Here is a 24,796-nt window from a genome sequence, read left to right as displayed (position 1 = left end):
ATCTTCTACAGCATGAGCCAAAGTGGACTTACCTGCACCAGAAAGTCCGGTAAACCAAAGAATGACACTGCGGTGACCATTCTGTTTCTCTCGATGCTGGCGAGTCACAGTAGACTGATGCCAGACAACATTTGAAGATCTCATATTCATACTACAAAAAATAATCAGTGAGGAATTTATTAGCGATCTACAGCGTTTACATCAGCTTTTTTCTTCTTCTTTTTCCTGGCAGATTTTGACTGTTGACCACCAGAATTCTCTCCATAGTAATCTTGAGCATAGTAGTAATAATAACTATCAGGCTCATTTTCAGGGATAACACCGTTAATTACTAGTCCCAGAACCTTCTGTCCAGCCCGTTCTAATGCATCCTTCGCCGATTGAGCAGACCCAGAATCGACTAACCCTGGACGAGTAACCAAGAGGATACCATCCGTCATTTTGCCTAGTAATAAGGCATCTGCCGCAACAGCCAAGGGTGGCGAATCGATTAGTACATAATCATAGGCTTGATGAAACTCCTCTAGTAGCATAGCCATATGGTGCGAATCAATTAAGGGGACGGGGTTTGGGGGAATTACCCCAGCAGTGAGGATATCCAGATGCTCATCTTCTTCCCGAATCACGTCTGACCAGCCTTTTTGTTCGACTAAAACGTTACTCAAACCTTCAGTATTGGGTAGTTCCCAAACTTGATGTTGCGAAGGACGGCGTAAATCAGCATCAATAACGAGAACTCGATTCCCCAACTCAACAAGGACTAAGGCCAAATTTGCAACAACCGTTGATTTGCCCTCCTTCGGGATAGAACTAGTGACGACAAAAACCTGAACACGATGATCAGAACTCAGAAACTTGAGATTAGCCTGCAACATTCGATAGGATTCACTCACCGATGAACGAGGATCATCACGAACGATCAAATCAGGTGTTGGCCGATCTAAGCCTTTGCGAGACATCTTTTCTGCATCCTTAAGGAATGGGATGTTGCCCAATACTGTGTATTGAAAAATATTCTTAGCTTCTTGCACTGTTTTAATGGAGGTATCCAGGGCTTCCAGTAACAGAGCCATTCCAATACCTAGCAAACTCCCTAATAGCACCCCCACCACTAAATTAAAGACTTTGCGAGGGGCAATGGGCTTTTTAGGTAACGACGCTGCAGCAACAATACGAACGTTCCCAATATTTTGATTTTCACTAATTTGAATCTCCTGTAAAGCCTTCAAAAGACCTTCATAAGTGGCTTGTGTGACCAGCTGCTCCCGTTCAATAGCGACCAATTGTTGTTCCAATCTGGGCAAGAATTTCTGATTGCGCTTATATTTTTCCTGGTTCTCGATGAGGGCAACGGCCTGTTGATCCAAACCGAGACGTTCAACTTCCGCATTCACCAAAGCGTCTATCAATCTCTGTTGTGAATCGCCAGCTTGCAGATTGCGAAGAGGTTGAGAGACGTTGCTGCTAACGACTTGACTCACCTGCTGGTTCAGTACAGACTTAAGTTCTGACTGTCTATCGACTAACGCTAAAACGTTAGGATGATTAGGACCATATAACGTTCGAGCTTCGGCCAGCAGAACTTCATTCGCTTGAGACGCCTCTAAAATCCCTCTCACACCTGGGGACTGGCTCAACTCGTTGACCTGCCTTGCCTCTTCAGTGGTCATTCCCAACTTGTCACGGAGTGCCTGCGCCTCTGTCCTTACTTTCACCATCTGACTTTGAACGCGAGAAAATTCTGTTTGTTGATCTCCCGTTACTTCCGCTTGGACCCTAGCTTCTGCTGCTAAATCAGTAATGCCGTTCTCTTCTTTGAACCGTCGTAATGCTATATCTAAGCGACGAAGGTCTGCAGTAACGAGGGGAACTTGTTGCCCAATATATTTGCGAGCAGAGGCGGCTTCTGCCCGGTTGACGGTAACGTTATTGGCTTGATAAACCTGCATCAGTTGGTTAACAACATCAACCGCTTCTTGAGGATCAAGGCTCTTGTAGGCAACACTTAAAATATCGGTATTTTGAATATTGGTGACGGTTAGCGCTTCCAGAAACGGGTCTGGTTCTAAGAGGTTTCCATCCTCATCTTGCAACTTCAGGGTCTTGATAGTTTGCTTAATAATAGGCTTGGATGTCAGGATCTCAACTTCGGTGGCAAGGGGGTTGCTTTTTCCCGATACGGCTTCTATCCCCCCTATCCCTTTGATATTTAAGTCCGATGTGGAAACCCCCCCTATCTGTTTCAACTGGAGCGTCCCTTCTGCTTCAAAGACTGACTTCTGCAGAAAAGTTGCCAGTGCTGTTAGGGCCACAACAGTTGTAAAAATAGCTGTGGCAGGTATCCATCGACGTCTGAGTATGCGTAGGTAGTTGCGGATATCGATGCTTTCGTCTGTATACTCAATACTCATTGGCAATATAAGGGGCTTCTCAATTCATTTCAGGGCAAGGGATCGAAGTTAATTTAGCTTTCAGTTCACCGAATAGCAAATTTTCCTAAAGGCTAAAATCTCAGGGTTTAAGGGGTAGCACAATCTTTTTGCATTAAATCATTCTTCGGTGAAGATTTGGGCGGTAGTTTCGGGTGGCTATCGAGCAACTTCGAGCTAAGCATTGACCCATTCGGTTCCAAATCAATTGGATGTCTGGAGAATTGTTGTATTCCGCTCCCAAAAAATTCCTTAAAAAAATCCTTGAATGGTCACGTGAGAGTCTGCTAACTCAATATGTCGCTCGGATAACAAGCAATACTCCTCTTCTATGCCGATCAACTGCCTACGCAGTTTTTTAGCAACCACAGATGTTATACCACTGCCCAACAAAGGCTCAAGCACAGTATCTCTAGAGTTGCTACTTTCCAGAATGAGTTTAGCAATTCGCTTCTCACTTTTGTGAGTGGGGTGATCAGTATTTTCGGGCATTGATCAATAAGGGAATAGAAATATCCGTCCATAGATTAGACGCCAAGGTATCTCTAAAGTTGCCGCTTGCTGTTGGTATCCAATCCTTGGGAGAACCACCAGGATGTCGATAGGGTGCATGTACCCTTCTCCGCTACTTCACAGCTTGGCTATTCAGACAGTTGCTAGAGGGAGCTCAACATCTAAACTAATAAAAGTTAGCCCAACTTCCACTAATTTTGATGAACAAAGTAGACCTGGCAAAAGCGATTTATGAAACGTCTCATATCACGGGTGAGTTTTTACTCCGATCTGGGCAAGTCAGTCATGAGTATTTTGACAAATATTTATTTGAGGCGAATCCTATATTATTGAAAGCGATCGCAGAGCATCTAGCGATGATGATTCCTTCCCCAGCAGATGCTTTGGCAGGCTTGGAAATGGGCGGAATCCCCATCGTGGCAATGTTGTCTCACATCAGCGGATATCCCTCTCTCTTTGTCAGAAAGGAAGCAAAACCCTATGGCACCTGCAAGTTAGCAGAAGGTGGTCCTATCCAAGGTCAGCGGTTAGTCATTATTGAAGATGTGGTGACATCCGGCGGTCAGATTCAGCTATCAGCTCAAGCGTTGCGATCGCTAGGGGCTACGGTCACTGATGTGATGTGTGTGATTGACCGTGAAGCAGGTGGGATGGCCAATCTCGAGGCTGAGGGATTAAAGCTCCATCCCCTCTTTACGATGACAGCGCTCAAACAATCCATTCTCTAAGGGTTACCATCGATCACTAAAAGATATACCTTTTTCCCAAGACTATCCCCCAAACCAGACGCTGTGAGAATAAGACCGGGAATCCTGTAATATCACAACCAACCATGAGCAAACTCTTCTCCCAATGTCAGATGGATCAGGGAGGAAAGCTATTCAAGGCTTTCAATTCTTCAGCCGTGCCATCTTATTTCGTCACTGGATGCCTTTGCCTTGCCCTCTTAACGGGATGTAATGTCTTTCCGCCGATCCAGCCTAGTGTTGACCACCTAGCCCTTGGAAATCCCAGTCAAGCCAGGGTTGTCTTAGCCAATAGCGACAATTACTTAATGAAGAAACCCCAATTTGCTCTGTCCTACAACCGTCGTAAGGGAATCCCAAATTGGGTGAGCTGGCAGCTCGATCAGACTTGGTTAGGAGAAGTGGATCGCCGCAATGATTTTCGAGCAGACCAAAGCTTGCCTCCCGATTGGGAAAAAGTTGACCCCCGAGATTATAGGCGCAGTGGCTATGATCGCGGCCATATGACCCCTTCGGGCGATCGGACGAATTCAGAGGTTAACAATTCTGCCACCTTTGTGATGACCAATATTGTGCCCCAACGACCTGATCATAATCGGGGACCTTGGGTTAATCTTGAGCACTATTGTCGGGACTTAGTCGAGGAGGGCAAAGAATTATTTATTATTGCTGGCGGATATGGAGAACAGGGTGCGATCGCAAAAGGAACCATTATTCCTCCCAAAAACCTCTGGAAAATCATTGTCGTGATGGAAGAGACCGATTTAGGCCCACAATCCATTTCCGTGAACACTCCCGTTATTGCTGTCGATATCCCCAACAAGCAGGGCATTAAAACTCATCAATGGCAGCGGTACATCGTTTCCATCGATAGCCTTGAGGAAAAGACTGGCTATAACTTCTTATCCAACCTTCCAGAAGACATTCAAAATCGCCTAGAGGAAAAAGTTGCTATCCCAGAACGATAACGGTACATCGCGCATGATCGTGATGACTACCCCAGGGTAGTGCCCCTGTTGTTCACCCTCTAACCTCAGCGAAAAGAACAATGGAGGAGACTAAATATGATAGAATTCCCAGACGGCTCATATAGAGTCTGACCTTAGCTAGGCTATATTTCAGCCCATTTCAGTCAGTCTATGGTGACCCTTAAACCAACAAATATCCACAACTCCAGCTTGCATCCTTCAGCAACAGAGATCTCACCTAATCAACAAATCCTGCCCCTATCCGTCCAAGTTGACCCAGCCGGGCAGATGAAGATTGGAGGATGCTTTGCTGCTGAGTTAGTTCAGCAGTACGGCTCTCCCCTCTACATCATTGATGAGCTGACTCTGCGAACGGCTTGCCAGCAGTATCACCAATCTTTCCAGCGCTTCTATCCAGGCTCATCGCAAGTTCTTTATGCCTCCAAAGCTTGGAGTTGCTTAGCCGTTTGTGCCCTAGTTGCTCATGAGGGCCTGGGTTTAGACGTAGTTTCCGGTGGAGAGCTCTATACTGCCCTACAGGCAGGTGTGAATCCCCAAAAAATCTATTTTCATGGCAATAACAAATCAGTTGCCGAACTGGAAATGGCGCTGTCTTGTGGTTGCGCCATCATCGCAGACAATTGGCTGGAATTAAAACAAATTGTGGGTCTCCTCCCCTCTAATGAGGCTCTTACAGTGCCTCCTAGAGTTATGCTGAGGATTACGCCAGGCATTGAATGCCATACCCATGAGTATATTAGAACGGGACATCTCGACAGTAAATTTGGATTTGATCCGAACCAGATTGATCAGGTCTTATCCTTTGCCCAACAGCACCCTCAAATTGCTTGGATTGGATTTCATGCCCACATTGGATCTCAAATTTTTGAGCTTCAGCCCCACGCAGATCTGACCAGTGTCATTGTGGGATGGTTGGTCAAGGCCAATTCCCTAGGCTTATCCATGAACGAGCTGAATATCGGTGGCGGATTAGGAATTCGCTATGTTGAGTCAGATGATCCCCCCAGCATTGCCCAGTGGTCTGAAACGGTTTGTAACGGTATCATCCAAGCTTGCCAAGCGGCGGCTTTACCATTACCAAAGCTCCTCTGTGAGCCTGGGCGGTCTATCATTGGTCCAGCCTGCATCACAGCCTATAAAGTTGGCGCCAAAAAAGATATTCCCAATATTCGCACTTACCTGTCTGTGGATGGCGGCATGTCTGATAATCCCCGACCCATCACCTACCAGTCAATTTACAGCACAGCCATCGCAAATCGGATGGAAGCTCCAGCGACAGAGATTGTGACCATAGCTGGAAAACACTGTGAATCTGGGGACATTTTATTGAAAGATGTCGCTCTTCCCCCAAGCCAAACAGGGGATATCCTCGTCGTCATGGGCACGGGAGCCTACAATTACAGCATGGCCTCTAATTACAATCGTATTCCTCGCCCCGCAGCCGTGCTTGTTCACGATGGAGAGGCAAATCTCATACTCAAGAGGGAAACGAATCAAGACTTAATTCGTCAAGACTGCCTACCTAGGCATTTAGAACCTAGGTAGCCCCTTTAGCGACAATTCGGCGGACTAAACCCAGTCAAGCATTCTTCAAAGTTGCACTCCATGGCAATAAAGCTAAACTGACATAGGTATATCAAAAGGTTAGGCCAAAGGCATGGATGGGGTTAAGGAATGGCTGATAAACCATGACTGGATTCAGACCCTGCGTGCCTTATTCGATATCAGTCTTGCTTTAGCACTTACCTATATGTTGCTGTTAGTGATCGCTGAACGACGGACCTTGTTGATGGTAAGGGGCGTCGTGTTTCTGGTACTAGCGACAGTTGCCAGCAAGCTTCTGCGATTCAATTATCTCAGCCAATTACTCACCTTCTTACTGATTGGCTCTGCTGTAGCGATGGCCGTCATTCTCCAATCAGAGGTCCGCCGATTTCTGGAACAGTTGGGGCGAGGAGAACTGCTGAAGTTGTTGCGCCCTGCTAAGCAGGTGACTCAAAATCCTGATAACATCATTGATGAAATTGTGGATGCCGTCAAAGAGCTATCCCAAAACCGTACAGGTGCGTTAGTTATTATTGAAACCCGTAATATACCCATTGACGAGAGAGACTTTTCTGTACCAGGGATTAAATTGAGTGCAGAGATTTCCCGTGAGTTAATCCAAACGATCTTTCAAACCACCACCTTATTGCATGATGGGGCTTTATTGATTCGGGGAGATAGAATTATTTCTGCTGGCGTGATACTCCCTATTTCAGAACAAACGGCTTCTAGACAACTCGGTACTCGTCATCGGGCTGCCATGGGCATTACAGAACGGGTTGATCACTGCGTTTGCGTTGTTGTTTCTGAAGAGACTGGCTCCATTTCATTAGCTGAGCAAGGTATCTTAAGGCGTCCACTGACCAGCAGTAAGCTGAGAGAACTACTCGCTGATCGATTAATCCTAGCGGTAGATAGAGAAGTGGTCACCCCTAGCTTGAGAAGCTTAGGTCGGAAAGTAAGGAAAAAAACGTTCACTTTACTGTCTCAGTTATTTCCATTGCTCAGATCTCGCAAGAACATATGACACTCCATTCCAGTCTTTCTAAGCAGCTTCCCTCCGACTTAGATGTTCAGCGATTACCGAAGCACGTAGCTGTCATCATGGATGGTAACGGGCGGTGGGCAAAACAACGAGGATTACCGAGAATTCTCGGTCATCGTCGGGGTGTAGATACGCTTAAATCCCTCCTGCGCTGTTGTAAAGACTGGGGCGTTCAAGCTTTAACAGCCTATGCATTTTCCACCGAAAATTGGGGACGTCCGCATGATGAGGTTGAGTTTTTGATGACTCTTTTTGAGCGAGTCCTGCGGCGAGAGTTGAAAGAAATGGTCGATGAAGGCGTGCAAATTCACTTTGTGGGTGATCTGGAGGCCTTGCCATTAACCTTACAAACCGAAATACAACGTGCAATGGCGGCTACACAAGAGAACCAAACGATTAAATTCATCGTCGCCACAAATTACGGAGGGCGGAGGGAAATTATTCAAGCTTGCCGTGACATTGCAACTCAAGTGCTTCATCAGAACATTACCCTAGATGATATTGATGAGAGCTTGTTTGAGAGACACTTATACACGGCAGGCATCCTCGATCCAGATTTACTGATTCGAACCAGTGGAGAAATGCGGGTCAGCAACTTCTTACTCTGGCAAATGGCTTATGCCGAGCTATATGTAACGGAAACGCTATGGCCTGACTTTGATCAACATGAATTTCACCAGGCCCTTCGAAACTTTCAAACTAGAACAAGGCGTTTTGGCAAAGTGTCCTAAATTCAATCAAATGTTCCTGAGGATATTCTCGACAGACACTAGGGACCGGAGAAAACTGCATCTTCAATATCTTGACGGCTTAAGGAATATTTGAAGGTTCTTTGGATATCACGGTCGTGCCGATTTGAGGGCACATACACAACGGATAATTCCTCAACGTCCAACCAAATTTCTGCTTTCCAATGTGAATGCTCTATACGCCACAGGTGCAAGTCTGTGGAATCCTGGTGACACCCGAGACTGATCAGCCATTGCTCAATTTGAGGAAGGGGATGGTTATATAACGGTGTTTGCGGATCAGGCAACAATGATTTAGTCATCAGCAAACTCTTAACAAACTTAGAAACTCTGGTGATTAGAATTCTCAACAAAAGGAGTTGATCTGCGAAGAAGACAATTTCGGGTGTTGTTCAATTCGTTCGGTAGGAAATACAACCCAACGCAAGAGCGCCATACTGATTCTGCGTACCCCATTCGCACCTATTAATCGCAAGACTCTGAAGTGCTGAGTAACGGGCAGGCTGTATACCCGCAGCTGGGGAAGCCGCATGAAGAATCATTTCTCCCCGAGTAACACCTAAAATCAACGCCAGACCTAAACAAGCTAAAAAGGTGATGACTAAAATGAGTACTGCAAAAAGTTCTCCAGGAGATAAAGGGCGCTCTTGTATCTCAATGCGCGAGGGGGTTAGCGGTGAATTCGAATGTTGGGTGTAGCGTCTAGGAAGGGATCTAATCGTTGATAGCCCGATTTGAGAATCGTACTTTTTTCTCAAATCAGGACAACTTAGCGTATCATACGCTTCATTTAAGAGTTGGAACCTATGAATAGCGACGTCTTGGGGCAATGCTGTCGTGTCTGGGTGATAGAGTTTACTCTTTTGTCGATACGCATCATGAATCTCGTCACTAGAGGCTTGAAGGGGGATATCCAGCAAGTCATAAAAATTGCGATTCGTCGACATTGAGCCTGATTCTGAATATCGAATACTAGTGTGGGCTAAATTGCTAAGTTTTTTCTGCTCTGTAACATTGTAAACAAGCCATGCCACTTAGTCGACATGACTTGTTCGCAATCCCGTAGCGTTGTCCGAAGCGTATGGGGATATGTCTTATGCGTAGGGTTGAGAAAAAGTGTCTATCTAACGTGGTGTCTACTGGACAAGGTCAAAGATCTTAAACATCGGTAAATACATTGCAATCAGAATTGATCCAACCATTCCCCCCAAAACAACAATCATCAGAGGTTCCATAACGCTTGTCATTGCCTTGACAGCTTGTTCCACTTCATCTTCATAGAAATCGGCTACCTTCATCAGCATTTTGTCGATTTCGCCCGTTTCTTCCCCTACATTGATCATCTGCGTGGCTAGAACAGGAAACACTTTTTCTTTCTGTAAGGCTAGGCTGAGCATGCCACCTCCTTGGATTTCCCGACGCGCTTCATCAATCGCATTGGCAACCACCTGATTTCCAGCAGTATCGCGAACAATCTCAAGAGAATAGAGGATAGGGACACCTGAGCGAGAGAGAGAGCCAAATGTGCGGCAAAACCTGGCTACTGCCGTCTTTTGAATGAGATCGCCAAATAGCGGTAGTTTAAGCATAATTCGGTCTATCGTTTCTCTTCCTGCACGGGTTTTATAGTATTGCTGAAGGGCAAAAACAGTGCCAATCACAAAAATAGCAGCAGTGATACCGTAGATGGGTGTTCGTAGAAATTCACTGAGATTAACCATCATTTGGGTAAAGGCTGGTAAATCGCCTCCCAACTGTTTGAAGATGCCATCAAACACTGGAATCAGAAAGATAACCATGCCTAGGAAGATGGTTACGGCAATAAAACCAACCACCACAGGATAAGCAAGGGCTGATCGAATCTGGTTTCTTAGACGAGCTTGATCTTCAAGTAGAGTAGCTAAACGGTTTAGCACTTCGTCCAGTACACCACCTGTTTCACCCGCCTGAATCATAGCCACATAAAGCTGATCAAAGGCCGCTGGATGACCTCTCATCGCATCTGACAAGCTAATTCCCTGCTGTACCGCTGCGTTAACATCCAAAAGAGCTTTTCTCAGCTTGGGGTTTCGGCATTGTTCAGCCATGACGCCCAAACCTCTAACCAAAGCAACGCCAGCATTGACCAGTGCTGAAAATTGTCTAGAGAATAACGCCTTGTCTTTAACAGTAATGGATTGTAAAAAACTGAGGTCCAGTTCAGCATTGAAACTGAAACCTTGTGCTTCTTTAATATCAAGGATCTGTAACCCTTGACGCTGTATGTTTGAGCGAGCCTCTTTTTGAGAGGTTGCATTTACCCTTTTTTGGCTAGATTTACCTTGAGGATCTCGCGCACGAACAACGTAAGTTGGCATAACTCAATTCTCAGCAGTGAACGGTGAACGGAAAAAACGAATGAATGCGACAGCTATGTGAAGTAATTCTATCTTCTATATGAGGTGGCACCCGCTCCCCGTGGGTTGCCCATGGGCGCTGCTCCCATCAGGCGTTGCATTTCGTCCGGCCGGGAGGTTTTCGATACGGCAGATTCAAAGGAAATCGTGCCTGCACGATATAGCTCTGCTAGAACTTTTTCCAGGGTAACCATCCCTAATTTTCCACCAGTTTGGATAGCGGAGTAGATTTGCGATGTTTTTCCTTCCCGGATTAAATTAGCAATCGCAGGGGTGGAGATCATGATTTCCTGGGCCATGACGCGCCCAAATTCACCGGGTTTAGGATTTTTCCGAGGAACCAATGTTTGGCTAAAGACGGCAACCAGCGAGTTGGAGAGTTGAACTCTAACTTGAGTTTGTTGTTCTGGAGAGAAAACATCTACCATTCGGTCAACGGTTTGGGCGGCAGAACTGGTGTGCAATGTGCCAAAGACTAAGTGACCGGTCTCTGCAGCGGTAATGGCCAGCTGAATCGTTTCCAGATCCCGCATTTCACCAACCAGAATGACATCAGGATCTTCACGCAGTGCTGCTCTCAGGGCATTGGCAAAACTTTTGGTATCCTCCCCAACCTGACGCTGATGAATCAGGCTTTTAATGGGTTCATACACAAATTCAATCGGATCTTCAACCGTGAGAATGTGCTCAGCCCGAGTGAGATTGATATTGTTAATCATGGAGGCCAAGGTAGTTGATTTCCCCGAACCTGTTGGTCCCGTCACTAATACCAAGCCTCGAGGTTTTTCCGACATTTCGCGAACGACGTTTGGTAATCCCAGGGTTTCAATAGAAGGGATTTTAGAACTGAGGGCTCGAAGTGCTGCAGCGTAGGTACCTCTATCTTTATAGACATTGACACGGAAGCGGGCTAAGCCTCTAACACCATAAGAACAATCGAGTTCCCAGGTTTGCTCTAACTGTTTCCGTTGAGTGTTATTCAGCATGCTAAAGATCAGACGCTGACACTGTTCTTGGCTGAGCGGGTCATAGTCGGTTGGTGTTAATTTCCCATTAATCCGAATGTAAGGAGGTAAGCCGACAGAAAGGTGTAAATCCGAGCCCCCTCGCTCAACCACCTCTTCCATGAGGTCTTCAATCATGTAATCCATAAATTGCCTCTCATTATTCTCAAATAGAGTAAATTGATTGATTTCGCCAACACGACAAATACTAAAATGATTCTAGAAATGGAGTTAGTCTTGGAATCTTGGAGTGGTGCAATAGGGACAATCTAGCCATTCCGGTTTTAAGTCTGCATTACAAACTCGACAGGTCAGTGAAGTCTTGCGCTTTGCCTTGAGTTCAGCTTCTAGGCCACTGTCGGTAAAGGTGACTCGCTCAACTTCAGCGAGGGTTGTATCTCCTTTCTTAACCAGCTCGAGGCTATAGGCTAGGAGGGTTTTCATGCCCTCTTCAACGGCGACTTCCTTAATCCGTTCGGTTGGAGCGCCTTCGGTAATGAGGGCTTGCAAGGTTTCGGTAATTTGCATTACTTCGTAGACACCACAACGCCCTTTGTAACCAATCCCATTACAGGTCTGACAGATGGCTTGCCCTGTAGCCTGAGCCGTTTGAATCTCATCGGCTGATAAGGAATTGGCTTTGTAGAAGGTGATTTCTGTTCCGGGAGAAGCGGATAACCCAAATCGCCCTAGCTCTGTAGGCGTGGGCTGATAGGGGATTTTACAATCTGAGCATACTCGCCGGACCAGGCGCTGAGCAACCACACCTAGTAAGGAGGCGGAAACCATAAAGGGTTCAACATCCATTTCGGCGAGGCGGGCGATCGCACTAGCTGCATCATTAGTGTGCAACGTGGTTAACACCAAGTGTCCCGTCAACGCTGCTTCAATAGCGGTTTTGGCCGTTTCTTTGTCCCGAGTCTCACCCACCAGAATAACGTCTGGATCTTGTCGAAGGAAGGCTCTCAAAATAGAGGCAAAGTCCATGCCTTTTTCTCGAATGACCTGAACCTGGGTCAAGCCAGGGAGGGTGTATTCAATGGGATCTTCAGCGGTGCTGATATTGACACCTGGGTGGTTACATTCAGCGAGTGCTGAGTAAAGCGTGGTCGTTTTACCAGAACCCGTCGGACCTGTGACCAAGATGAGACCAAAAGGACGACTTACCATCTCTCTGACGATGTCAAGACTATCCTCATCCGAGATGAGCTTTTCTAGACCAAGCTGAGTTGAAGAGTTATCGAGAATTCGGAGTACAATCTTTTCGCCATATCGACTAGGTAAAGTATTGACGCGAAAGTCGATCTTACGTCCTTGAAACAGTCTCCGGATGCGACCATCCTGGGGTAAACGGCGTTCTGCAATATCCAACTCAGCAATGATTTTGAAACGGGATATAACCGCAGGAATAATTTTTCTCGGCAGTGGATCGAAGGCTTGTTGTAAGACGCCGTCTTTCCGGAAGCGGACGCGGAGGTGATCCTCTTGGGGCTCAATGTGAATATCCGATACGCCACTCTGCAAAGCTTTTGCCAAAATTTTGTTAACTAGACCAATAATGGGAGCTGTTTCCGCATCCTGAAGGGCGGCACCCAGATCTGTCTCTAGTTCATCACTCGGTAGATCATCGAGACCTGCGATCGCATCTAAGTCATCATCCAGATCAAACTCAATTGGCGTATTATTCGCTTTCTCTTTTTGCTGAGCTTGCTGGTCTAAATACTTACTGATCAGCTGTTGATAGTCTTCAACCGCAATGACCATCCGCTGCAGGGTGAAATTCTGTTCTCGAAGAATTCGACCGAGATCGTCTAGTGCCCCCAAATTATCGGGATCGACCATTGCCACCAGCAGTGTTGCCGGATCAGTCTCACGATCCAAGGTTAGGGGAACAAGCTGATACCGCCTACACAAATCGAGGGAGATATAGTCTTGAATCAGCTGTTCAATTTGATCGGTCGGAATTTGACTCAGCTCTAGATCTAAAGAATCAATCCCGTAGAGTATCTTTAGCTCGAATAGCTGTTGTCTTTTATATTGGCGCAAAAGTTCAGGTGGTAAAGCCTGGCCAGTCACGCCTTGCAAAATTTCAACCAGGGAACGCCCTGATCGTCGGCTTTCTAGCGTCGCCTCCCGCATTTGATCTTGGTCGACATACCCCGTTGAAATCAGCTTATTGCCAAAAGGGGAAAAATTGTGCCGTGTAACTAAAGCACGCCGCTGTGAGGAAGAGTTAACCATAGCGATGAAAGCGAGAAACCTAACCGTGGATTATGTATGCTTGAAATCAGACTTCCTAGCCCTATAAGGCAAAGGCAAGGCTGTTCTCAGCATGCCCACATTTTCCTAGGTTTTTACAATTGAACGTTGCGGAAACACCTTCATCGCTCAATTAAGAAAATTTCGAGTCTTACGTAGGACGGCAGAAAAATTGCTAGAGTATACGGGATTAGTAGCGATGAAGGTCTTCTTCATCCTTCACGGGGCAATGCATCATTTGGATCGGTCAGAAACAATTCTCAAATCCATTTTGATGATTGATTGCACTGAGTCTAGGATAAGTATATATATCTAGCACTGAATTAGCTGGGAGGTCAACGCTTCATTTCTTCGAAAGTCGTCACTATTTGAGTTGGCGGCCCAAATAGTGCAGTTCATTGCAATTTAAGCGTCAGAATTCTGATATCTTGCACTAGTTTAGGAAATTTTAGCTTTGTACGCCCTAGCCAGCTCCTAGCTTAGGATAAATTGCTATAGAGTGATGTCAGCAGAAACACAGTGCCAAATCCAACATCGATCATTGACTAAATAGACGAACATACAACAGGAGCATCATGAGCGAAGACGCGAAGAAGCACGAAACAATTGAAGCCAATGATGTTGTTCATTCAGATGACTCTTCGCTTCATCTGGATGAACCTAACGCCGGATATGAGGAATTACCGCTGGATAATCCAGACGAATCATTAGCAGACGTTTTAGAGGACTTTTCGACAACCGATCCCTCAGAGACTGATAACTCAGATCATGCATCCAATGCAGAGGGCTCTTCCCCCCAAGATGAAGAGGGCCATCTTCATGCCAATGCAGTGGATCCTGAAGCACTGACCCAGCTAGCGGCTGAGGTTGAGACCTTGAAAAGTCAACTCGATGAACGCACAAGCCAATACATGCGAATTGCAGCAGATTTTGAAAACTTTCGCAAACGAACTGGGCGGGAAAAATCAGATTTAGAACAGCGAGTGAAGCGGGATACCCTCAGTGAGCTTTTGCCCGTCATTGATAGCTTCGATCGAGCCCGATCCCACATTAATCCTCAAACTGATCCAGAAGAAAACATTCATAACAGCTATCAAGGCGTTTACAAACAATTGGTGGACTGCCTAAAACGGATAGGCGTTGCACCGATGCGATCAAAGGGGCAGCCCTTTGATCCAAATCTTCATGAAGCTGTCATGCGAGAACCGACCAACGAGTTTGAAGAAGGCACCGTTGTCGAAGAATTGGTCAGTGGATATTTACTCGGAGAACAAGTCCTTCGACATGCCATGGTGAAAGTTGCTGCCCCCTTAGAATCGGATGCTCCCCCTGAGCAAGAGCATGGTCCGATGGATGAAAACCCTGACGCTGAATGAATTTCACAGCATTTTGCTTGATGGTTATAAGGCCTAATTTTTAGGTTAATTTGCCTAGGGTTGATTAAAATCGTGGTTAGATGAGGCACCCTACAATATGAAGAGCTTTTTTCATCGCTCCCGATATGTAATCAAGCATAATTGCCGTTTGCTGCGAAATAATTATGGGTAAGGTCATCGGAATTGATCTAGGAACAACGAACAGTTGTGTAGCTGTTCTAGAAGGGGGAAAACCTGTCGTTATCCCCAATACCGAAGGTGGGAGAACGACGCCTAGTATTGTGGGTTTTGCCAAGTCAGGTGATCGGTTGGTTGGACAGCTTGCCAAACGACAGGCCGTTACGAATGCTGAAAACACGATCTTCAGTATCAAGCGATTTATTGGTCGCAGATGGCAAGAAACAGAAATCGAGCGATCCCGTGTTTCCTACACCTGCGTTCCGGGTCGAGATGAAACCGTAGATGTCCAAATTCGAGGAAAAAACTACACTCCTCAAGAACTTTCGGCAATGGTTTTACAAAAGCTAAAACAAGATGCTGAGGCTTATTTAGGGGAAAACGTCTCCCAGGCCGTCATTACCGTGCCTGCCTATTTTAGCGATGCTCAACGCCAAGCCACAAAGGATGCTGGCACGATTGCTGGCTTAGAAGTTTTAAGAATTATTAATGAACCGACGGCGGCATCTCTATCCTACGGCTTGGATAAGCAAGCAGAAGATCACAAGATTCTTGTGTTTGACTTGGGAGGGGGGACATTTGATGTCTCCATTCTGCAGCTTGGAGATGGGGTTTTTGAAGTTAAAGCGACAGCGGGGAATAATCACCTGGGCGGCGATGATTTTGATGAAGCCATCTTGAAATGGATGTTAGAAAGCTTTCATGCAATTGAGTCAATCGATTTATCAAAAGATAAAATGGCTCTACAGCGATTGCGCGAAGCAGCAGAAAAAGCCAAAATAGAGCTATCTAGCACCATTACAACTTCCATTAATCTTCCGTTTATTACGGCAGATGAGACAGGCCCCAAACATCTCGAAATGGATTTAACTCGAGCTAAGTTTGAAGAGTTGGCTGCGGAGTTAGTGACCGGGACCATGGAGCCCGTTGAGCGGGCCTTGAAAGACTCGGACCTGCAAACAGGGGATATTGACCGAATTATCCTTGTAGGAGGCTCTACTCGGATTCCCGCAGTTCAAGAAGCCGTCAAACAGTTTTTTGGCGGGAAAAGCCCCGATCGCTCGGTAAATCCTGATGAGTCTGTTGCCCTGGGTGCAGCGATTCAAGCTGGTGTGCTGGGGGGAGAGGTCAAAGATCTCCTCTTACTGGATGTCTCTCCTTTGTCGATGGGGATTGAAACCCTAGGTGGTGTCTTTACCAAGATTATTGATCGCAACACGACCTTACCCACTAGTCGCTCTCAAAGCTTCTCGACGGCAACAGACGGCCAAACGTGCGTAGAGATCCAGGTTTACCAGGGCGAACGTGCGATGGTGAAAGACAATAAGTGCTTGGGTCGCTTTGAATTAACGGGGATTCCGCCTGCACCGCGGGGTGTCCCTCAAATTGAGGTCACCTTCGATATCGATGCCAACGGCATTCTCAATGTTTCGGCTCAAGATAAAGGGACTGGGCGAGAACAAAGCATTCGCATCTCCAATACGGGGGGATTGAGCAGTCTGGAAGTGGAGCGGATGCGTCAAGAAGCTCAAATTTATGCCGATCAAGATCGTCAACTAAAAGAAGTTGCTCAACAGAAAAATCAAATTGACAGCATGCTCTATAGCTGTAGCGCAACCCTTAAAGAAAATGCGGCGGTCATCACGCCTGAGCTAAAACAGCGCGCGGAGCAAGCTGCTGCTGAACTCAAGGTCCTAGGTGATCAGCCTGACGTAACGCTTGAAATGATCAAATTGAGAATGGATACGCTGCAGCAGGTCCTTTTGGATATCGGAGCGGTTGTTTATCAGCAATCGACAGCAGGCGCTCCACCCTCAAATAATGCTTATCCCCCGAGTGACGTTTATAATAGTCAACCTAGCACTGTTGCAACCCCTGATCCAGTTTCTGCTCCGTCAGCTCCACTGGATGATGACTCCACTATTGTTGGAGACTTTGATGATACGGTGATCACAGATTACGAAGCCGTTGATTAAGGGTTAAGTGCGTTGCCAATTCGTTTAGTGACCTAAAAACAACCATATATGGCCCGCGACTACTACGACATCCTAGGTGTTTCCCGCAGCGCCGACCCCGATGAATTGAAACGTGCCTATCGGCGTTTAGCCCGTAAGTATCACCCTGATGTTAATAAAGAACCAGGGGCCGAAGAGACATTTAAAGAAATCAACAAAGCCTACGAAACGCTATCCGATCCCCAAATGCGGGGGCGATACGACCAGTTTGGAGAAGCTGGTGTGAGTTCTGCAGCAGGGGCAGGATATCAGGATTTTGGCGACTTTGGTGGATTTGCAGATATCTTTGAAACGTTTTTTAGTGGTTTTGGAGGTAGCCCTCAATCAGGCAGGCGCCGCTCGGGGCCGGCTAGGGGAGAAGATCTTCGCTTTGATTTGAAATTGAAGTTTAGAGAAGCGGTGTTTGGGGGAGAACAGCAGATTCGTATTTCCCATCTTGAGAGTTGCAAGACCTGTGGAGGATCCGGTGCTAAGCCAGGCACAAGACCTCAAACTTGTGGCACTTGTCAGGGAACGGGTCAGGTCCGGAGGATGACCCGGACACCGTTGGGAAATTTTACCCAGGTTTCTGTTTGTCCAACCTGTAATGGCCAAGGACAAACGATTACTGAGAAGTGCGACAATTGCGGTGGCCGAGGTCAGAATCAAGTCAGTAAGAAGCTACAAATAAAAATCCCCGCTGGAGTCGATACTGGCACCCGATTACGGGTCTCCAATGAGGGGGATGCAGGGCAAAAGGGCGGCCCACCGGGTGACCTATATGTTTACCTGTTTGTGCAGGAGGACCCTGCATTCCGCCGAGAAGGCTCCAATATTTTGTCTGAATTCAAAATCAGTTATCTACAGGCTATTCTGGGCGCACAATTGCCCATCACAACCGTAGACGGCGAAGATACGATTACCATTCCTTCAGGTACCCAACCGGGTACAGTCTTGACTCTAGAAAACCATGGTGTGCCTCGATTGGGCAATCCTGTGAGTCGTGGAGACCATTTGGTCACCATTATTATCGATATCCCCACCCGAATTTCGACGGAGGAGCGAGAGCTGTTGGTCCAATTGGCTAGCATCCGGGCAGACCAAACGGGTAAAGGAGGAATCGAGGGCTTCCTAGGGGGGATATTTGGTCGATGACAAATCAACAGTCCCCGCTTTTACCCCCCTCGGATGATCAACTTGATTTGAGGGGAACGCCTTGCCCCCTTAATTTCGTTCGCACTAAGCTTCATTTACAAAAAATGGCCCCCGGTTCTCTGCTGGAAGTATGGTTAGATCCGGGTGAGCCGATTGAACAAGTTCCCGATAGTTTAAAGATGGCAGGCTATGAAATTGAGCGTTTGCAAGACTGTTCGGGGTTCTTCGCCATGCAAGTCCGATCGACTGACGTATGAGTACACGCGGACGACTTAATAGGCCTGCGCCCATTACAGGAACTGTGTTGGCGGTTCAGGCCAATTATTATCGGGTCCAGCTTCACGGGGAACAGGTTTACCCAGTTCAACAACTGCTCTGTACGCGTCGCTCCCGCCTCAAGAAGCAGGGGCAACACGTAATGGTGGGTGATCAAGTGGTTGTGGAAGAACCGGATTGGCAAGGGCAACGGGGTGCGATCGCAAGCATCCTACCCCGCCAATCCGAAATTTTTCGCCCCCCCGTTGCCAACGTTAACCAAATCTTGTTGATGTTTGCCCTCGCTGAACCGAAGCTTGATCCACATCAGCTCACACGATTTCTGGTGACAGCGGAAAATACCCACCTCCCCATCATTCTGTGCTTCAATAAACGGGATTTGACTTCCTATACGACCCAAAGAGCTTGGCGAGATCGTATAAAGCGGTGGGGGTATGATCCTGTTTTGGTAAGTCTGCAAACCGGAGTGGGACTCAAAACATTAGAACGGCGACTCAAACAACGAATCACCGTCATATCAGGGCTCTCGGGCGTGGGCAAATCAAGCCTTATTCATCACTTTATCCCGGAACAGGAGGTACGAGTGGGTTGTGTTTCCCAGCGATGGGGACAAGGCCGCCATACGACCCGGCATGTTGAACTGTTTGAGGTGGGCGAGGAGGCGTTTTTAGCAGATACGCCTGGCTTCAATCAGCCCAGCGTCGATACCATCCTACCGCCCCAGTTAGGACATTGTTTTCCAGAAATTCGACAACAACTTCAACAATCCCAATGCCAATTTAAGGATTGTTTACATGTTAATGAACCCAATTGTGTGATTCGAGGTGACTGGGAAAGATACCCTGACTATCTGAGTTTATTATCCGAGGTGACAGAGGCCCATACTAAGCGCCAAATGCAGTCAGCCAGCGAAGCTCGAACCAAACGCAAATCGGGTAAGCGAGGTAAACCCCAAGATGAACCCAAGCTAGAAACTAAGCGATACCGGCGTCCATCTCGCCGACAACTGCAGCAAAGTCTGCAAAATATCGATATTGAGTCTTTAGAACATTTATCACCTTAATACAAGCGCTGATATGGTTGCTACTCGCCATAGACTTGGTACAGCCGTTGTCGAATAGCAAGCAAGTTTCGAGGTAAATCTTTTCCAAGCTGTTGCTCAATCGCTTTAACCGGAATGAGCCGAGTTGGACAGACTTGCAAGGTATAAATTAGGGCAGTTCCAGGAATATCTTCAGTACTAGCCTGCATCTTCCATGAACCTGCAAAGGATTTAAAGTCACCTTCAACCATCTTGAAGTGAATGGTATGGGGAAATTCTTCCACCATGTCGAGGACGACTCGGGCAGAGAATTTCAAAAACAAAGCATTTTTAACCCCGACTTGCTCAATACGGACACCCTCTGGATAGGGTAAACGCTGACTCTTCGCTAGGTTGGGGATAAAATCCGCTAAAGATTCGTAGTCAATGAGGATATTCCAGACTTGTTGAAGGGAAAAAGGTAAAAAGATGCGAGCCTGAACCTGACGATGCCGCTTTTCTAATTTTTGTGTTTCTAAGGACACTTCGGCTAATTCAGTGGGTTTATAGCCGCACTCTGGGTCTTCTAATGTCAGGTTAGATGCACTTAAATCAGGTTCCATACTTTGTCCAACGGTTATCAAAGACCAAATCAACCCATCATGTATTCTTAAAAGAGTGAATAAGCTTATCCTTGCTGAGATCAATGGCTAAGGATTGATTTCTACTAGAGAAATCATACGCTCTCCTATAACAAAATCAAACGGAGCTAGGGCCTGAGTTCTGTCCCTACAATGCCCTCCTTTTCGCAAAATTTGATCATCTGGGGCGCATCGCCTCTACTTTTATTCGATTCATCCATTTAGCGACTGACCTGATCCCAATCACGAAGTACAAAGGATTTATGTAGGCCTTTGTGTGGCCGATCGATGCGTTGGGCTAGTAACACCCGCTCAGCATACGTTGGTTCGGTGCCCGGAATCTGGGCTACACAAAGATTAGGTTCGGTGCGTCATTGCGATATCAAGAACAATAAACGGATCGATGTTCAGGGTTTATTTTGCTCGACAATTGTCCAAAGTGATGCTCGATCTACCCCTCAAAACCCAATATTTACCTGGCATAAGTGAGGATCAACCTCAAACCCAGCTAGATTGATTAGCAACTCTTATCAGCTTTATTACAATGGTTGATCCCAGTGCAGGGGATGCATAGTATGTATAGAGTAATTCGCTTGCGAAACGACTGAATTCCCAGTGGTTAAATCAAAGAACATTGAATCAGGTTATCTAGGATGAAATTTAGACTCAACACGTTTATGGACGGGTGGCAGCTACAGCGGTGGCTAATGGTAGGCGTGATGACCCTTTTCATCGGGCTGTCATTTTGGTCTCCTCCTGCTTGGGCAACCGTCGTTGAGGACATACCCAATTTGTCAGCGAGTCGATCCACATGGATCGCCGATCAGGGTGACCTGCTCAGCGTTGTTACCGAGCGCTCCATCAATAAATCCCTCAGTAAAATCGCTAAACAGACGGGCACAGACGTCCGCATTATTACCCTTCGAGGTCTCAATTATGGTGAGACAGCGGAAAGCTTCGCTAATGCTCTCTTTCAGAAGTGGTTTCCGACGCCAGAAACCCAAGCCAATCAAGTTTTGTTAGTGTACGATGCCCGCACCAATGCCCCTGCAATTCTGGTGGGTGAGGACTCGCTTAAACTGTTGCCTGAGGAAGTGGCCAATAGTATTGCTTTTGAGAATATCCTGATCCCCATTCGTAAAGGCAACTACAACGAGGCTTTTATCGGGGCGGGCGAACGGTTTGCCGCAGTGATCACCGGACAAACCGATCCTGGGCCTCCTGAAGTAGAAATGACAGTTTTTGCGGAGAGTAATTTCCCCACCGCCGAAGAAACCAATGACACCAGTTCTGCTGTATTAGTGATTGTCTTGCTGATCCTGGCTACCGCTATACCGATGCTCACGTATTACTACTATCAGCGTTCTTAGGGCTAAGCGACATATAGGCCTCTTCACATCCCACAAAAAAGGAAGACCCTACTTCATCAGGCGCTTCCTTTTTTGTCGCTTTTAAAGTTTGCTTGACTGGAAAGTTACTGCAAGATATCCATCCGAACGGGAGCAACCCCACTGCTGGTTACTCCAATAACCTGGGCAGCGCCTTGGGATAGGTCAATAACCCGACCAGGAATAAAAGGGCCACGATCATTGATCCGAACAACAACAGAACGTCCGTTATACAAGTTCGTAACCTTGACACGAGTGCCAAACGGTAGAGTCTTATGGGCAGCGGTTAAGGCGTATTGGTTATAGACTTCGCCATTAGCAGTGTAATTTCCGTGGAATCCTGGACCGTACCAGGAAGCTTCCCCACTGACTTGGTAAAGCACTGATGCTGCAGCCACCTGAGGTGCAGGAGGCTTGGGGCGACCGGGGATGTCTTTTAAGGCGTCGGCATCTCCTATCTGGCGACGCAACAGGTTTGTAATCTTTAAGGCATCATCTCCCATATCCTGAGTGGTTTTGGGGAGAATGGTGAGCTTACTCATTTCTAAGATATGCTCATCATCCGTCTGAATTACGTAACTCTGCCGTTGCTTGTCCCAAACCACCTTGATGTTGTTGGCATCAATCCCATTTCGATCTAACTGATTGATCTTGGCCGCAACCGTTGTGGCCCGCCAGACGGGATCCTGGGGATTTGCCGAAACATCTGATTCTTCGGACTTGGTGGTTGCTACTTTGGCGGTCTCTGCTGCCGCTTTTTCTGCACCCAAAAAGGTAACAATCGGGATATTCTTAACGTAGAGGGTTGCGGCAGGCCGTCCTTCTTTTTCGTAAGAGTGGATTTTTGCGATCGCAGGCTTATCACTTACCTGCTCTTGAGGTTGGCTTTCTCCCACCTTGACAACATCTGCATCATCAGCTTGCTCGGTAACGCTAAGAGTGCCATCTAGCTCGGGAGGATCCGTTTTAGCCTTAGAGGTAGAACTTGACTCAGAAGTCGTCGCTTTCTCAACGTCACTGGGGATTTGATTGGCCTGACTTGTGTTTAAGGCACTAACGACAGAAACGGTGAGTGCCGCAGCTAGACCAGTTAACACCAATTTATTTCTCATATATGCTCTTGCCTGAAGAGTACAGAAGGTGAGACCGATTAATAGAGAGCTCTGTCACTACATTGATTTGGTGCAGACTCTATAAATTACAAGAATCAATCTTCCTTTACAGAACTTAATCACCCTATCACGAACATCTCCGCAGTGAAATCCGGGATAACGCTGAGGCCAGTGGCCCAACATCAAAAGACCGCTCTTCGGAATACAGCATCTAAACGATGCAGGGATCAATGAAAGCAAGGAAAATTAATGGTCTTGGGCAATTGCTACCACAATTTCAATGATTAAGAAAAACTATAGATAACAAAAATTTCGTTTGAATATTTAAATTAAAAAGGATCTCAAAAAAGTGATTTTTCCGTGAATATATTTAGTGTAGAAATAATATTATGGGTGTTGAAGTTCACTTCAGCTTCCTGTAGAAATCGCATTAAAAGGTGAGTGTGAACCTTATATATCGAAGGTTTCAGTAATTTTTTCAAGGTATTAATCTGAACATAGTCTTCCAAATATAGTTATAGATTATGAGTCTAATTGAGAGAATTTATTTATGCCAAATACGGTCTGCATTGAGACGCCCCAATCGCGCCAGTCTCCATAATTTCACTGAGATATATAAGCTGAGTCTAATGAGAAAACAGCCCCTTCCGTTGTGATCACCGATAATTTGTGACATTGCAGCTTGACACTATTAAGAATGAACTGGGTTTGAATTGAGTATGGACTATCGCAATGCAGGGGTTGACGTACAGGCTGGGAGACGCTTCATTAACCAGATTAAAGAGGCGGTAGCCGCAACCTCTCGCCCGGAAGTGTTAGGGAGCCTTGGCGATTTTAGTGGTTTATTCCAGTTACCAACGGGCTATCAGCAACCTGTTTTAGTCTCAGGTACGGATGGAGTAGGAACCAAACTCAAACTGGCTCAAGCTATAAACCAACATCACACTGTCGGTATTGATTTAGTGGCGATGTGTGCAAATGATGTTCTCACTTGTGGTGCCGAACCGCTATTTTTCTTGGATTATTTGGCAACTAGCAAACTTCAGCCTGAACAGCTTCAACAAGTCGTTGTTGGGATTGCCGAAGGATGCACAATGGCAGGCTGCGCTCTGTTGGGAGGGGAAACAGCAGAGATGCCAGGTTTTTACCAGCCTGATGAGTACGACTTAGCGGGATTTTGCGTGGGTATTGTTGATAAACAACAGATATTGAGTCCTACCCAAGTTGAGGCAGGGGACACCGTCATTGGTCTCGCCAGTCAAGGGGTTCATAGTAACGGATTTAGCCTAGTCAGAAAGATTATCGCTGAAGGGAGGAATTCTCATCGGGCAGCACCGGGCTGGGATTGGTTGGACTGCCCAGAAGTTCTAGGGGGGGCTAGTCTGGGTGAAGTACTGCTGACCCCCACCCAAATTTATGTGAAATCTGTTTTGTCTGCGCTCCGATCAGGACTCGAGATTCATGGAATGGCCCATATTACAGGGGGGGGATTGCCGGAAAATGGCCCTAGATGTATTCAACCCGATCAATCCCTGATGCTCAACCCTCAACAGTGGCCTAATCAACCTATTTTTCAATGGTTAGCCACAGTCGGCGATGTTAGCACTACTGACATGTTTGATACCTTCAATATGGGCATTGGGTTTATTTTGATTATCCCTCCAGAGCTAGCCCAGCAAACCCTTACATGGTTTAATCGACACCATGTCAACGCATACGAAATTGGAACTGTCATTCCCGGAGCCCACTCTGTGGTTGGACTACCTGGCCATGATGCTTAAGCTGCAGGACCCTGGACCATAGCAACGCCGATCTTCATTGGCGGCTAACACGATTTCCAATCTGGGCAACACCCGGTTAGTGCACCGTAGGGATGCATCCATAACCTTTGGGGATGACAAGGTACTTCAAATCTAGAGTCAGCAGTAGATAGGGCAGTGTGATTTCAAAGAAAATAGGGTGGCCGAAACGACTACCCTAT

21 protein-coding genes and 1 pseudogene are annotated in these 24,796 nt (G+C 46.6%); 12 read left to right on the top strand and 10 right to left on the bottom strand.

Features of this window, described 5'->3' with window-relative positions; all coding sequences use genetic code 11:
* The 3 genes and pseudogenes from Q0991_RS21595 to Q0991_RS25315 all read right to left on the bottom strand — a co-directional run.
* Window positions 1-150, bottom strand: a 150-nt coding sequence (locus Q0991_RS21595; RefSeq protein WP_299492463.1) for an adenylyl-sulfate kinase, incomplete at its 3' end; no start/stop codon positions are given.
* A 29-nt stretch (window positions 151-179) separates the two neighbouring features.
* Window positions 180-2,411 carry a polysaccharide biosynthesis tyrosine autokinase gene (locus Q0991_RS21590; RefSeq protein WP_299492461.1) on the bottom strand — a complete coding sequence of 744 codons (2,232 nt, stop codon included), beginning with the start codon at window positions 2,409-2,411 and terminating at the stop codon, window positions 180-182.
* Window positions 2,412-2,681: 270 nt separating this feature from the next.
* Window positions 2,682-3,075, bottom strand: a pseudogene (locus Q0991_RS25315) (DNA methyltransferase); the annotation flags it as partial.
* 67 nt (window positions 3,076-3,142) lie between these two features.
* Here Q0991_RS25315 and pyrE point away from each other — a divergent pair.
* From pyrE to Q0991_RS21560, 5 genes are all read left to right on the top strand, one after another.
* Window positions 3,143-3,670, top strand: a complete 528-nt coding sequence (gene pyrE, locus Q0991_RS21580) for an orotate phosphoribosyltransferase (RefSeq protein ID WP_299492457.1) — start codon at window positions 3,143-3,145, stop codon at window positions 3,668-3,670.
* A 104-nt stretch (window positions 3,671-3,774) separates the two neighbouring features.
* Complete coding sequence (locus Q0991_RS21575; RefSeq protein WP_299492455.1) at window positions 3,775-4,656, top strand: DNA/RNA non-specific endonuclease; 882 nt, start codon at window positions 3,775-3,777, stop codon at window positions 4,654-4,656.
* Between the two features lie 171 nt (window positions 4,657-4,827).
* Window positions 4,828-6,222 carry a diaminopimelate decarboxylase gene (gene lysA / locus Q0991_RS21570; RefSeq protein ID WP_299492453.1) on the top strand — a complete coding sequence of 465 codons (1,395 nt, stop codon included), beginning with the start codon at window positions 4,828-4,830 and terminating at the stop codon, window positions 6,220-6,222.
* A gap of 112 nt (window positions 6,223-6,334) precedes the next feature.
* Window positions 6,335-7,249: a diadenylate cyclase CdaA gene (gene cdaA, locus Q0991_RS21565; protein ID WP_299492451.1), complete on the top strand. Its 915-nt coding sequence runs from the start codon at window positions 6,335-6,337 to the stop codon at window positions 7,247-7,249.
* Window positions 7,246-7,998 carry an isoprenyl transferase gene (locus Q0991_RS21560; protein WP_299492449.1) on the top strand — a complete coding sequence of 251 codons (753 nt, stop codon included), beginning with the start codon at window positions 7,246-7,248 and terminating at the stop codon, window positions 7,996-7,998. The genes cdaA and Q0991_RS21560 overlap by 4 nt, the downstream gene beginning before the upstream one ends.
* A 38-nt stretch (window positions 7,999-8,036) precedes the next feature.
* Here Q0991_RS21560 and Q0991_RS21555 read toward each other — a convergent pair whose 3' ends face one another.
* The 5 genes from Q0991_RS21555 to Q0991_RS21535 all read right to left on the bottom strand — a co-directional run bounded on the left by Q0991_RS21555 (window position 8,037) and on the right by Q0991_RS21535 (window position 13,657).
* On the bottom strand, window positions 8,037-8,318 hold the full coding sequence (locus Q0991_RS21555; protein WP_299492447.1) for a DUF3143 domain-containing protein: 282 nt from the start codon (window positions 8,316-8,318) through the stop codon (window positions 8,037-8,039).
* A 90-nt stretch (window positions 8,319-8,408) separates the two neighbouring features.
* Window positions 8,409-8,963, bottom strand: a complete 555-nt coding sequence (locus tag Q0991_RS21550) for a J domain-containing protein (RefSeq protein ID WP_299492445.1) — start codon at window positions 8,961-8,963, stop codon at window positions 8,409-8,411.
* A gap of 189 nt (window positions 8,964-9,152) precedes the next feature.
* A complete protein-coding gene (locus Q0991_RS21545) occupies window positions 9,153-10,373 on the bottom strand; it encodes a type II secretion system F family protein (RefSeq protein WP_299492443.1) in 1,221 nt (406 codons plus the stop codon).
* A gap of 68 nt (window positions 10,374-10,441) precedes the next feature.
* Window positions 10,442-11,563, bottom strand: coding sequence for a type IV pilus twitching motility protein PilT (locus tag Q0991_RS21540; protein ID WP_299492441.1), 1,122 nt, complete (start codon window positions 11,561-11,563; stop codon window positions 10,442-10,444).
* A gap of 84 nt (window positions 11,564-11,647) precedes the next feature.
* A complete protein-coding gene (locus Q0991_RS21535) occupies window positions 11,648-13,657 on the bottom strand; it encodes a type II/IV secretion system protein (RefSeq protein WP_299492439.1) in 2,010 nt (669 codons plus the stop codon).
* Between the two features lie 593 nt (window positions 13,658-14,250).
* Between Q0991_RS21535 and grpE the strand changes: the two genes are divergently transcribed.
* The 5 genes from grpE to rsgA all read left to right on the top strand — a co-directional run bounded on the left by grpE (window position 14,251) and on the right by rsgA (window position 19,716).
* A complete protein-coding gene (gene grpE / locus Q0991_RS21530) occupies window positions 14,251-15,051 on the top strand; it encodes a nucleotide exchange factor GrpE (protein ID WP_299492437.1) in 801 nt (266 codons plus the stop codon).
* A gap of 164 nt (window positions 15,052-15,215) precedes the next feature.
* Window positions 15,216-17,204 (top strand): molecular chaperone DnaK, encoded by a 1,989-nt coding sequence (gene dnaK / locus Q0991_RS21525; RefSeq protein WP_299492435.1) that lies wholly within the window; start codon window positions 15,216-15,218, stop codon window positions 17,202-17,204.
* 48 nt (window positions 17,205-17,252) lie between these two features.
* Window positions 17,253-18,377, top strand: a complete 1,125-nt coding sequence (gene dnaJ / locus Q0991_RS21520; protein WP_299492433.1) for a molecular chaperone DnaJ — start codon at window positions 17,253-17,255, stop codon at window positions 18,375-18,377.
* Entirely contained in the window at window positions 18,374-18,634 is a 261-nt protein-coding gene (locus Q0991_RS21515) for a sulfurtransferase TusA family protein (RefSeq protein WP_299492431.1), read from the top strand. Before dnaJ ends, Q0991_RS21515 begins: the two co-directional genes overlap by 4 nt.
* Window positions 18,631-19,716: a small ribosomal subunit biogenesis GTPase RsgA gene (gene rsgA / locus Q0991_RS21510; protein ID WP_299492429.1), complete on the top strand. Its 1,086-nt coding sequence runs from the start codon at window positions 18,631-18,633 to the stop codon at window positions 19,714-19,716. The genes Q0991_RS21515 and rsgA overlap by 4 nt, the downstream gene beginning before the upstream one ends.
* A gap of 20 nt (window positions 19,717-19,736) precedes the next feature.
* Here rsgA and Q0991_RS21505 read toward each other — a convergent pair whose 3' ends face one another.
* Window positions 19,737-20,297, bottom strand: coding sequence for an SRPBCC family protein (locus Q0991_RS21505; RefSeq protein WP_299492427.1), 561 nt, complete (start codon window positions 20,295-20,297; stop codon window positions 19,737-19,739).
* A gap of 671 nt (window positions 20,298-20,968) precedes the next feature.
* Between Q0991_RS21505 and Q0991_RS21500 the strand changes: the two genes are divergently transcribed.
* Window positions 20,969-21,685, top strand: a complete 717-nt coding sequence (locus Q0991_RS21500; RefSeq protein ID WP_299492425.1) for a TPM domain-containing protein — start codon at window positions 20,969-20,971, stop codon at window positions 21,683-21,685.
* Between the two features lie 104 nt (window positions 21,686-21,789).
* On the opposite strand, the gene Q0991_RS21495 is transcribed toward Q0991_RS21500, so the two are convergent.
* Entirely contained in the window at window positions 21,790-22,815 is a 1,026-nt protein-coding gene (locus Q0991_RS21495) for a septal ring lytic transglycosylase RlpA family protein (RefSeq protein WP_299492423.1), read from the bottom strand.
* 719 nt (window positions 22,816-23,534) lie between these two features.
* Here Q0991_RS21495 and purM point away from each other — a divergent pair.
* Window positions 23,535-24,596 carry a phosphoribosylformylglycinamidine cyclo-ligase gene (purM, locus tag Q0991_RS21490; protein ID WP_299492421.1) on the top strand — a complete coding sequence of 354 codons (1,062 nt, stop codon included), beginning with the start codon at window positions 23,535-23,537 and terminating at the stop codon, window positions 24,594-24,596.
* Window positions 24,597-24,796 lie beyond the last annotated feature (200 nt).

Origin of the sequence: Acaryochloris sp. IP29b_bin.137 (genome assembly GCF_028285745.1) — a bacterium.
In the GTDB taxonomy this organism is placed as follows: Bacteria; Cyanobacteriota; Cyanobacteriia; order Thermosynechococcales; family Thermosynechococcaceae; genus Acaryochloris.
Note: the sequence above shows the minus strand (reverse complement) of the source record. Positions and strands in the feature narration are given on the sequence as shown.